At 67.7% G+C, this 10,362-nt stretch carries 11 protein-coding genes; 5 read left to right on the top strand and 6 right to left on the bottom strand.

Annotated elements, in window-relative coordinates:
• On the top strand, positions 1-413 hold a 413-nt coding region (locus OCW50_RS17745), incomplete at its 5' end, for a peptidoglycan-binding domain-containing protein (RefSeq protein WP_262298483.1).
• On the top strand, positions 413-754 hold the full coding sequence (locus tag OCW50_RS17740; RefSeq protein ID WP_262271049.1) for a DUF1491 family protein: 342 nt from the start codon (positions 413-415) through the stop codon (positions 752-754). The genes OCW50_RS17745 and OCW50_RS17740, both read left to right, overlap by 1 nt.
• A gap of 185 nt (positions 755-939) precedes the next feature.
• On the opposite strand, the gene OCW50_RS17735 is transcribed toward OCW50_RS17740, so the two are convergent.
• Both OCW50_RS17735 and OCW50_RS17730 read right to left on the bottom strand, forming a co-directional pair.
• Positions 940-1,524 (bottom strand): carboxymuconolactone decarboxylase family protein, encoded by a 585-nt coding sequence (locus OCW50_RS17735; RefSeq protein ID WP_262298482.1) that lies wholly within the window; start codon positions 1,522-1,524, stop codon positions 940-942.
• 379 nt (positions 1,525-1,903) lie between these two features.
• Positions 1,904-2,920: a hypothetical protein gene (locus OCW50_RS17730; RefSeq protein ID WP_262298481.1), complete on the bottom strand. Its 1,017-nt coding sequence runs from the start codon at positions 2,918-2,920 to the stop codon at positions 1,904-1,906.
• 510 nt (positions 2,921-3,430) lie between these two features.
• Between OCW50_RS17730 and OCW50_RS17725 the strand changes: the two genes are divergently transcribed.
• On the top strand, positions 3,431-3,634 hold the full coding sequence (locus OCW50_RS17725; RefSeq protein WP_262298480.1) for a hypothetical protein: 204 nt from the start codon (positions 3,431-3,433) through the stop codon (positions 3,632-3,634).
• A 32-nt stretch (positions 3,635-3,666) separates the two neighbouring features.
• On the opposite strand, the gene OCW50_RS17720 is transcribed toward OCW50_RS17725, so the two are convergent.
• Genes OCW50_RS17720 through OCW50_RS17705 form a run of 4 tightly spaced genes read right to left on the bottom strand, consistent with a single transcriptional unit; the run spans position 3,667 to position 7,619 of the window.
• Positions 3,667-4,176, bottom strand: a complete 510-nt coding sequence (locus OCW50_RS17720; protein WP_262298479.1) for a GNAT family N-acetyltransferase — start codon at positions 4,174-4,176, stop codon at positions 3,667-3,669.
• A 4-nt stretch (positions 4,177-4,180) separates the two neighbouring features.
• The gene (locus OCW50_RS17715; RefSeq protein WP_262298478.1) at positions 4,181-4,744 is read right to left on the bottom strand and encodes a DUF1254 domain-containing protein; all 564 of its coding nucleotides are present in this window, start codon (positions 4,742-4,744) and stop codon (positions 4,181-4,183) included.
• Positions 4,741-5,391 carry a DUF1214 domain-containing protein gene (locus OCW50_RS17710; protein ID WP_262271041.1) on the bottom strand — a complete coding sequence of 217 codons (651 nt, stop codon included), beginning with the start codon at positions 5,389-5,391 and terminating at the stop codon, positions 4,741-4,743. The genes OCW50_RS17715 and OCW50_RS17710 overlap by 4 nt, the downstream gene beginning before the upstream one ends.
• Before the next feature lie 20 nt (positions 5,392-5,411).
• The gene (locus OCW50_RS17705; RefSeq protein ID WP_262298477.1) at positions 5,412-7,619 is read right to left on the bottom strand and encodes a transglycosylase domain-containing protein; all 2,208 of its coding nucleotides are present in this window, start codon (positions 7,617-7,619) and stop codon (positions 5,412-5,414) included.
• A gap of 347 nt (positions 7,620-7,966) precedes the next feature.
• Here OCW50_RS17705 and OCW50_RS17700 point away from each other — a divergent pair, with 347 nt between their 5' ends.
• Positions 7,967-8,470 carry a YcgN family cysteine cluster protein gene (locus tag OCW50_RS17700; RefSeq protein WP_262271039.1) on the top strand — a complete coding sequence of 168 codons (504 nt, stop codon included), beginning with the start codon at positions 7,967-7,969 and terminating at the stop codon, positions 8,468-8,470.
• Positions 8,471-8,966: 496 nt separating this feature from the next.
• Positions 8,967-10,358: a M10 family metallopeptidase gene (locus OCW50_RS17695; protein ID WP_262298476.1), complete on the top strand. Its 1,392-nt coding sequence runs from the start codon at positions 8,967-8,969 to the stop codon at positions 10,356-10,358.
• Positions 10,359-10,362 lie beyond the last annotated feature (4 nt).

The raw sequence follows: 10,362 nt of genomic DNA, 5'->3' as shown, positions 1-10,362 counted from the left end.
ACCCCATCGCCGAGATGATCCGCACCGGCGGCCAGCCCGCCGCGGCGGCGCCTCCGCCGGCGCGGGCCCCGCAGGCCTCCGCTCCCGCCGCGCCGGTCGCGGCTGCGCCCGCGCCCGCCGGCCCCGTGCGCAGCGCCGCGCGCGATCCCATCGCCGACATGATCCGCATGGGCGGCCCGGTGCCGGTCCCGCCCGGCAATGTGGGCCGGGCCGACCAGGGCGACGTGATCCTGGCCGGCCAGCGGGCCCTGGCGCGGCTGGGCTACAGCGTGAAGGTGGACGGCCTGATGGGCTCCGGCACGCGCCAGGCCATCGAGCGCTTCGAGCAGGACCGCCGGCTGCCGGTCACGGGCGAGCTGAACGCCAGGACAATCCGCGAGCTCTCCGCCGCGTCCGGCATCGCGGTCCCGTAATGTCCCGGCTTCGCTCTGACTTCTGGGTCTCCGCCTATCTGCGCCGGTGCTCGGTGGAGGGGGTCGACGCCGCCCTGCGCAAGCGCGGCGCCGCCGAGGCCGGGGCGATCTTCGTGAAGGTCGACCGGCTCGACGGCACGGCGAGCCTCTACGGCCCCGCCCCGCAGCTCTTCCTCGACGAGAGCGGCGAGCGCCTGTTCTCGCCGATCCTGGAGGCCGTGATGCCCCTCGACGTGGAGGAGCGCATGGCCCGCGAGCTCCGGTTCGACCCGGACCTCTGGCTGGTCGAGGTCGACGACCGGGCCGGGCGCCACTTCCTCGACCTTGCGGCGGACGCTTAGAGCATCGGACCCAAAAGTGGACCCACTTTTGGATCCGATGCTCAACTCCTTGAGCGGCGCATCGTTCGACGCGGACCCAGCGGGCCGCGCCGGCACGATTGTGTCGAGCAGCTCCAGATCGCCCTCGATGCCCTCCTTGAAGGCGCCCTCACGCCCGGAACGGCCGGCGGGATCGCGGTTCCGGATCAGACCGGACGGCCGACGCTCATGGTCGCGCGGAATTCGGCATCGTCGTCGATGAACACAGGCTCGGTGCCGGCGCCCATCGCATCGAAGAAGCGGCTGACGAAGCAGCGGAAGGCCGCGCACAGGGCGATGTCGCAGATCTGCTGGTCGGAGAACCCCACGCCGCGCAATCGGCCGATGTCGGCCGGGGTGATCCGGGACGCCTCCCGGACGACCTTCTCGGCATAAGCCAGCATCTCGACGTCCCGGTCCGGCAATCCTGCGGCGCGGAAGTCCCGCTGAACCGCCAGGACGGCCTCCTTCGAGCCGAGATCGTCGATGAGCTGCCTGCTGTAGACATGGGAGCAATAGGTCGACGGGATGTGCTTTGCGGCGATCAGCGTGATCAGCCGCCATTCCCGCAGCCCGAGCGAGAAGCCGGCGCGGATCCGGTCGGAGAAATCCGTGTAGATCGGCAGGAGGTCCGGCCGGGCGGTGAAGCATTTCGCGGCCTCCATGACGAAACCGAGCTGCGCTTTCTGCCTCTCGTAGATTTCCGCGACCTGGCCGGTGGCTTGCTCTTCCTCGATCGTGCGCAGGTACATCCAACCCTCCGGGCAGACCGCCGATGCAAGCAATCTAGAGCATCGGGCGTGAAAAGGGGACCCGGGCCGGCCCGCCTGCGTCCGCACGATGCGCTCGGCGCCTCTCGGATCGGGATCACCGGGACGAGCCCGGTGATGACAGAGGGAGCATGAGACACCCGGCTCGCACGACCCTCCGCACGTCATGGCCGGCCTTGTGCCGGCCATCCCGATCGGAAGGGCGCGGCGCCCTACAGAAGCGGGATCACCGGGACGAGCCCGGTGATGACGTGGAGACGTGGGACGGGCGAGTGACAACACCCTCCACACGTCATGGCCGGCCGGTCCGGCACTCGTGCTCATCTCGTCCCGGAACGACCCGCGCGAACGTCTTCGCGGATCACGCGAGGACGTCCCCGGAGAATGTCCTGGTATCCAGGATGGACTCGACCAGGGCCAGGGCGACGGGCGCGGGAACGTCGCGCATCTCCCGGATCAGGCCCCGGATTGCGGAGAGCGGGTAGCACAGGGCCGGGTGCAGGGTGAGGAAGATCCTGACCGCGTCCTTCTGCGCCACTCCGAGGGCCTTCAGCGCAAGCGCAAGAAGCCGATGGCGTCCGATTTCGAGCAGGCGCCACTCCGTCGAAGCGGGGAAGCCGAAGAGCGTGGTGAGGAGATGCTCGAGCCGGCGGTCGTCGCCCTTGAGGCTCGCAGCCAGGAGATCGGCCCGATCCTCCCCGGTCAGCGTGAACGCCACCGTGGCGCGCCGGTGGGCCAGAGCATGGGCGACCCGGTCCCGAATGACCTCGCGACGCTCTGCATCGGCCGCGAGATAGAGGGCCGCCAGCGCCGAGGTCGGGAGGTCGGCGCGCGTGAGAAGAAGGGACGCGAGGGCGGGGCGGCGGCCGGCACGCCGCAGCAGATCCGCGAAAGCCGCGGTGTCCGGAGGCAAAGCCGGATTGGCCGCGAGCGCGTCCTCGACCGCGGTCTCGCGCAAGGCGAGCAAAGGCGGAATGGCCGCCGCGTCGAGGCCCGGCCCTGATGCCAGGGCGAGACGCCCCTCGGGCGTCGCCAGCGGCTTCGTGCCGAGGCCCGGCGGCCGCCCTGCCGCGTGCCGGACCACGACCGCGCGCAGGTCGGGCGAATGCCGCGCCAGGTAATCGAGCACGGCGACCGGCGTGTCCGGGCATGGCGCGAGGATGCGGGCCAAGGCGAGAAGGGTCGCCGGATCGGCTTTCGGAAGGAGGCCCAGAACGAGGGTCTCGAAGGTTTCGATGCTCTCGCGGTCGCGGGTCGGCGCGGCGACGAACATGTCGGCGTTCACTTTGAGGAGAGCGGAGCACGCATCGGACCGGCCCGCGGGGGATCCGAAACCGGACAGGTCCGACCACAGATCGGGATTGGCGGAGGGCACCATGCTCGAACTCGCTTCAACGCAACCGAGGGAAGGCTAGCGCATCGTGCGAAAAAGTGGACTCGGTTTTTCGCGTCGAGCGGTGCGCCAGCCAGGAGAGGAGCATCCTTGTGATGGTACCCTCCCCACGTCATGGCCGGCCTTGTGCCGGCCATCCCGATCCGGTGAGGCGCGGCGCCTCAAACAAGCGGGATCACCGGGACAAGCCCGGTGATGACGTGGCGGGTGACCATTGCAGTGGCGCGACCCTCCGCACGTCATGGCCGGCCTTGTGTCGGCCATCCCGATCCGATGCTCTCGGAGCCCTTCCTCAGCGCATGTTCAACGGGAGCCGGCCAGGGGGTTTTTAGGCATCCTCCCCCGGGAACAGAAGCGCGGCCGTGATTGTTGTTTTCATGTCAGGGCGAGGGATTTTCTGCAGTGCCGAGCCCCGCGGAAACGAACTGTTAACCATAGGTCACTTTTTGTGAGTCAGTCATAGAGGCAGCCAGTGGCACGATAGAGGAGGGCACAATGCGAGACGTCTGGACCAGATCACCGGGAATGGTGATCGCCTTTCCGGGTCATGCCGAGCGTCCACAGCGCCCCGTCCTGTCCCCCGACGAGCCTCGAGGCGAGATCCTTCTCTTCACCGGCGTGCGCTACGAGCGGCCTTCTCCCAATCCCGGCCCGTCCCATCCGGTGGCCTCCGACAGCCCTGGACGTCGCCGCTCGTAATCCATCCTGATGTCCATGACGAAAAGGCGCCGTCAGGCGCCACGCGACGGGCTTGCCAGAGGGTGCGTCATGAGCACCGCTTCCGGCCCGTAGCTTGCAAGTTTCGCCGTCAGGCTCCCTGCGGCCAGCACGCGAAAACCAGCTTTCTCCCAGAACGTCCGAGACCCGTTGACGGCGACGAGCGACAGGTTGTCGAGGCCCGCCTCGCGCGCCTGCGCGATCAGCCTGTCCGTCACCTGCGCGGCGTAGCCCCTGCCGCGGGCGGTCGGCAGCAGCGCCACGTCGTGGATGTAATAGGTCGTCGGGCTCGACGGGAGTTCCCCGAGCAGCCTGTTCAGCCGCGGCGGCTCCCCCAGGTGCCAGGGATGGGTGAGCGCGTAGCCGATGACATGCGCATCCTCGGTCAGCACGAAGCACCCGGACGGGTAAAGGCGCTGGCGTTCGGCCAGCACGGCCCGGTCTTCCGGGTGGTCCACGTGGATCGCGTCCGCGAGAACCTGCACCTGGGCGAGATCCCCGGGCGTCATGAGGCGCCAGGGCACGGGATCAGGGGTCCTGCTCGGCCGTGCAGGACACCGCCTTGGCCGCGTCCTCGGCCTGGGGCCGCAGGCTCGGGCTGGGCGCCGCCACGCGGACGATCACGAAACCCTGCTGTTCCGGAGCGACGATCCTCACGTCGCGCGATGGATCGTTCTCGTCTTCGGCCGCGCGGGCCTCGTCGAGCTGGCGGGCCGTCATGGCGACGATCTCCAGCTCGCCCCGCACGGCGGCGCGGTCCGTGACGGCGAAGAACACGCCGCCGGATTCCTTGTGGAACGAGAAGGACAGCGGGAGCGATCCGGTCCGGGCCGCGATGCGCATGGGGCCGTTGCGCAGGTCGAACGCGCAGGTCGCGACGGCGACCGCCGGATCGGGGCGCGGCAGCCAGGTGTTCTCGCCGCCCGGCGCGCTGACGATCTGCGCCTTGTCGGCCGTCAACGTGCCCTGCACCTTGGCGAAGGCATCCTGTTCGGCCAGGTACGGGCTCGCGAGAATGGCCGCGATATGGACGCCCGCGGCGATCACGATGCCGCACAGGGTGGCGATGAGGAAGCGACCGAAGCCTCTCATGATCCGCACCCCAGGCGCTGGATGACGGGAAAATCCACCTCTTCCAGGTTGGCGCCGGCGGCCCCCGGGGGATCGTAGAGCCGCAGGGCGACCGCGAAGGATCCCGATGCGGGAAGCTGGAGCCAGTTGCCGGGCTGGAGCGTGCGGGACAGGACGATGCTGAACCGGTCCTGACTGTCCCGCAGCACCTCGGCCGAGGTGAAGCTCCGGCGTCCGAGCTCGGTCACCGGGAGCCGCCCGTCTCCGTCGTAGAGGGTGAGCGTCCAGAGGCGCGCGACCGGGGCCAGGGACCCGACCGCGTAGGTGCAGGCCGAGTCGAACGGCATGCCGTCGCTGTCGGTGCGGGCGGTGAAGCCCAGGCCCTCGCCGGTGGCCAGGGGAATGTCGCCGCGCCGGGCGAGGATCGCGCGCATGTAGGGATCCGCCTCGGGCGATCCGAGCTTCGGCCAGGCCTGCCAGGGGCCGAGCCGCAGGCTTCCGAACGGCGGGTCGCCGTTGATGGCCCAATAGGCCGAGCCCAGCCCGAGCCCCAGCCCCAGAACGAGCGCGTAGACGACGAGGAAGGCGGTCGGGACCCGTCTGACGGTCACGGACGATCCGGAGGGCGATGGCGCGCGCAGGGACGCGGCCGGAGGGGCGTTCGTCAAGGGAGCCTCGGTCTGCATCGTTACGGCATGGCCACTTGGCGGCGGCCATCGACCGCGGAGCTGCTCGGCGTCTCGGGCGCCTTGCCCATGGTGGCGGAGCGGTCGATCGACTTGAACAGGGTGCCGATGCCGCCCAGGACCTCATAGGACTTGCGGGAGAGCGTGCCGGCCAGGAAGGCCTGCGTCGGAGCCTGCGCCTGATCGGCCGCCGGCCCCTTGGCGGAGGCCACCCGCGAGGCATTGGCCGGGCTCGCGCCCGGGATGGGGCGGATCTCCAGGTTCTGGTGAGCGACGCCCATCACTTCGTGCCATGTCATGGCCGGAAGGGTACCGCCGGTCATCTCGTTCATCGGGCTCGAATCGTCGTTGCCGTACCAGACGCTGGCGACCAGGTTTCCGGTGAAGCCCACGAACCAGGCGTCCTTGTAGCCGTTCGTGGTGCCGGTCTTGCCCGCGACCGGAATGCCTTCGAGCGCCGCGCGCTTGCCGGTGCCTTCCTCGACCACCTTGTTGAGCATGAAGTTCATGTCGTTGACCACGCGGGTGTCGAGAACCTGCTTGGGCGGCGTATCCCGGTCATGACGGTAGATGACCTCGCCCGACGAGTTGCGGACCTCCCAGGCGGCATAGGGATCGGCGCGCTTTCCGCCATTGGCGAAGACCGCGTACGACGCCGCCATGTCGATCGGGGTGACCTCGGCCGCCCCGATGGGCAGCGAGCTCGAATCCGTCAGCGGGTGGGTCAGGCCCATGCGCTTGGCCGTGTCGATGATCACCGCCCGGCCGGCCTTGGCATTGCCCTTGCCGATCTCGAGCGACATCCGGACCGGGATCGAGTTGATCGATCGGGCCAGGGCCGAGACCAGGGGCATGGAGCCCGAGAAGGAGCGGCCGTAGTTCTGCGGGCACCAGTTGCCCAGACAGATCGGCTGGTCGACGACGATCGAGTTGGGGCGCAGTTTCGGATTGGTGGTCAGAGCGGCCGCATAGACGAAAGGCTTGAAGGACGAACCGGGCTGGCGCAGGCCGGCCGTGGCGCGGTTGAACTGGCTCTGGCCGTAATCCCGCCCGCCGACGATCGTGCGCACGGCCCCGTCCACGTCCATGACCACGATCGCGCCCTGGCCGGCCTTGTACTGGCGGCCGTGCTGGCGAAGCATGTTCTCCAGGGTCTCTTCCGTATGCCGCTGAAGGGCCGTGTCGAGGGGCGTCTTCACGATCAGCACGCGCTCGTGGCCGAACTTCTTCTGAGCGGCCAGGGCCTTGACCTGATCATAGGCCCAGTCGAGGTAGAAGTCCGGAGTCGTCTCGCGCTCCCGGTTCACCGGCGTCGCAGGGTTCCGCCGCGCCGTCTGGATCTGGCCTTCGGTCAGGAACCCGGCCTCGACCATGTTGCGCAGGACCTCGTTCGCCCGGGCGCGGGCGGCGGGCAGGTTCACGTGCGGGGCGTATTTGGTCGGGGCCTTGAACAGGCCGGCCAGCATGGCGGATTCCGCCAGGGTCAGCTCCTTGGCGGGTTTGCCGAAGTAATAGTCGGCCGCCGCCACGACGCCATGGGCGCCGCCGCCCATATAGGCCCGGTCGAGATAGAGCTTGAGGATCTCGTCCTTGGTCAGGTGGAACTCCAGCCACACCGCCAGGAAGGCTTCCTTGATCTTGCGTTCCAGGGAGCGCTCGTTGGTGAGGAAGAGGTTCTTGGCCAATTGCTGGGTGATCGAGGAGCCGCCCTGCACCACGCCGCCGCCCTGGGCATTCACCACGACGGCCCGGAAGGTGCCGATCGGATCGATGCCCCAGTGGTCGTAGAAGCGCCGGTCTTCCGTCGCCAGCGCGGCCTTGATCATGTAGTCCGGGAAATCCTCGAGCTTGTAGGAATCGTCCAGGTGCAGGCCGCGCCGCCCGACCTCCTGGCCGTAGCGGTCGAGGAAGGTGACGGCGAGATCCTGGGTCTTGAGCCAGTCATCCTCGGTTTCGCGGAACGCCGGCAGGGCGAGCGCCAGCATGACGACGGCGCCCAGGGAGCCCAGGGTCGTGGCCTCGCTGGTCAGGTCCAGGACGACCCGGAGGGGCCCACGGAACCGCAGGCCCTTCATCTTCTCCGAGTACCAGCCCCAGGCGCCCGCCAGTCCGCGCCCGCTCTGAAACAGCGCGGAATTGAGCCACGCGTCGAACCAGAGCGCCGCGCGCTTGATCCGCGTCGTCAAGGGGATGGGAGGCTGCTGGCTCACGGCGGTCCTTTGGGCAGTCAGGAACTGACATGCCTCGATTATGATCTTCGAATTCCCTAGAGCATCGGCCCCGAAAGTGGAATGCACTTTCGGGCTGCGGCCGAGGCTCGACCCTCTCGGCAGCGCCTCGCGCGGTGCGGCAGGCCCGGTCCCCTTGGTGCTGACGCGGACGTCCCGTTCGGCTCGATACGCTGGCGGCAACGCCGAAGCGTGGCGCTGCCGATATATATAACTCAGAACCTTGTTTGTAGGTTCACGGAGATTTACCTCTTCGGAAGTAAGGGCGGGCTGCCTTGCGGTTTAGCCCCTTCCTTCAAACCGCCTCAAAGGGACGTCAGACCGCCCCCATGCCAAATGCCGCACCCGTCATTCGCCCTCTGCCGGAGGAGCAGCCCTTCTGGCGCGTGAAGCCGCTCGAAGCCATGAGCCTCGACGAATGGGAGAGCCTGTGCGACGGCTGCGGGCGCTGCTGCCTCGTGAAGCTCGAGGACGAGGACACGGCCGAGGTGATGTACACGGACGTGGGCTGCACCCTTCTCGACGACCAGACCTGCCGCTGCCGGGACTATCCGAACCGTCAGGCCAAGGTGGCCGATTGCGTCCGGCTGACGCCTCAGGCGGTGCGCAGCCTCTCCTGGCTGCCGGAGACCTGCGCCTATCGTCGTCTCGCCGAGGGGCACGACCTCTCCTGGTGGCATCCGCTCGTCTCGGGCGACCCGGAGACGGTGCACGCGGCCGGGATCTCGGTCCGCGACCGGGTCGCCGGACCGGAGGAGGAGTTCACGATCTCCGAACTGCTCGAGCGCATCACCGACTGGCCGATGGAAGATCCGAGCGTCAGGAACGGCTGAGCGCCCGGCGACCGCGCGGAGAACCCTGCCGTCCTGCCTTGGGCGGGCGGTTCATCCGGCCGGACAAACCGTCGCAGATCCGGCCTTTGGAAGCCCGTGGCCCGCTGCGGTGCGCAGGAAGCGCTCGGCGTTCCAGACCATCGAGATCACCGGGACGAGCCCGGTGATGACACCCTCCCACGACCCTCCCCACGTCATGGCCCGCCTTGTGCCGGCCATCCCGATAAGGTGAAGCGCCGCGCCTCTCAGAAGCGGGATCACCGGCACAAGGCCGGTGATGACGGGGTGCGTGTGTGCCCCGGTGAGGACGGGGAGGATGGGACAGCCGGGCCCGGGCGCCCGCGTTCGTCGGCACGGGACCCGGTTCTACCCCTTTAGAGTCGCCGCCATCTCTTTCGGGTAATTGCCACGGTCGCGCCCAACGGCAAACCTGATCGACCCCGCAACAGGTCCGATCCCGTTATTCTTCAGAATAATTTCCGAACAGGGTGGTTATATGCCTGCTATTGCTTCTTACGGCATGACTGGAAATGCGTATATCGATGGTGTTCTCGGCGGATTTAAATGGGCTTCCAGCAGTTTAACCTATAGCTTTCCCGCAAATGGCTCCTACTACGGCAATTCTTACGGAACAGCGGAGAATATTACGAATTTCGGCAGCCTCAGTGCAGTTCAGCAGACGACGGCGCGCAATGCCCTGAAGGCCTATGCCGCCGTCGCGAACCTGACCTTCACCGAGAGCGGCGAAACGGCGACGCAGCATGCCGACATCCGCTTTGCCATGTCGGACAAGACCGAATCCGCCTGGGCCTACCTGCCCAATACGGCGGCGGAAGGCGGAGATGTCTGGTTGAACGGCTCGAACGGCTATTTCACCACCCCCGTGAAGGGCAACTACGCCTTCATGGTGTTCCTGCACGAGCTCGGGCACGCGCTCGGGCTCGAGCACACGCATGAAGGCAACGTCATGCCGCAGGACCGGGACTCGCTGGAATATACCGTCATGAGCTACCGCTCCTATGTGGGGGCCTCGACCACGGCAGGCTACACGAACGAGACCTGGAGCTATGCGCAGTCGCCGATGATGTACGACATCGCGGCCATGCAGCAGATGTACGGGGCGAACTACGCCACCAATGGCGGCAACTCGACCTATGCGTGGAGTCCGACGACGGGAGAGATGTCCATCAACGGCGTCGGTCAGGGGAGGCCGGGCGCCAACAAGGTGTTCCTCACGATCTGGGACGGCGGCGGAAACGACACCTACGACCTGTCCGCCTATACGACGAACCTCACGGTCGATCTCCATCCTGGCCAATGGACCAAGACGTCCACGGCTCAACTGGCGAAACTGAATTGGGACGGCACGAAGATCGCCGCTGGAAACATCGCCAATGCCTTGCTCTATCAGGGCGACGGCCGGTCGCTCATCGAGAACGCCATTGGCGGATCGGGCAACGATTCCCTGACCGGGAACGACGGCGCCAATGGGCTCAAGGGCGGTGCCGGATCGGACAAGCTGTACGGGCTCGAAGCCGGCGACTCGCTCGACGGCGGCGCCGGCGCCGACACCCTGTCCGGAGGTGCCGGCGCGGACATCTTCGATTTCAACGCCGTCAAGGATTCCCTTCCGGGCGCGCGGGATACGATCCAGGACTTCCTGCCGGGCTCGGATCGCATCGATCTGCGCACCATCGATGCCAACACGGCGGCCGGCGGGGATCAGGCGTTCGTGTTCATCGGCGCCAAGGCGTTCACGGGCGAGAGCGGACAGCTGGCCTTCTCCGGCGGCGTGCTCTCGGGGGACGTCAACGGCGACAGGATCGCGGATTTCCGCATCAACGTCGCGGGAATCACGGCGCTCGCCGCCACCGACTTCATTCTCTGACGAC

Origin of the sequence: Microvirga sesbaniae, assembly GCF_025460805.1 — a bacterium.
Classification (GTDB): Bacteria; Pseudomonadota; Alphaproteobacteria; order Rhizobiales; family Beijerinckiaceae; genus Microvirga; species Microvirga sesbaniae.
The sequence above is the reverse complement of the archived record's forward strand: the minus strand, read 5'-3'. Positions and strand labels throughout refer to the sequence as shown.

Coding starts and splice junctions, on each gene's coding strand:
- OCW50_RS17740 (WP_262271049.1), top strand. CDS start 413: ATGTCCCGGCTTCGCTCTGACTTCTGGGTCTCCGCCTATCTGCGCCGG.
- OCW50_RS17735 (WP_262298482.1), bottom strand. CDS start 1,524: ATGTACCTGCGCACGATCGAGGAAGAGCAAGCCACCGGCCAGGTCGCG.
- OCW50_RS17730 (WP_262298481.1), bottom strand. CDS start 2,920: ATGGTGCCCTCCGCCAATCCCGATCTGTGGTCGGACCTGTCCGGTTTC.
- OCW50_RS17725 (WP_262298480.1), top strand. CDS start 3,431: ATGCGAGACGTCTGGACCAGATCACCGGGAATGGTGATCGCCTTTCCG.
- OCW50_RS17715 (WP_262298478.1), bottom strand. CDS start 4,744: ATGAGAGGCTTCGGTCGCTTCCTCATCGCCACCCTGTGCGGCATCGTG.
- OCW50_RS17700 (WP_262271039.1), top strand. CDS start 7,967: ATGCCAAATGCCGCACCCGTCATTCGCCCTCTGCCGGAGGAGCAGCCC.
- OCW50_RS17695 (WP_262298476.1), top strand. CDS start 8,967: ATGCCTGCTATTGCTTCTTACGGCATGACTGGAAATGCGTATATCGAT.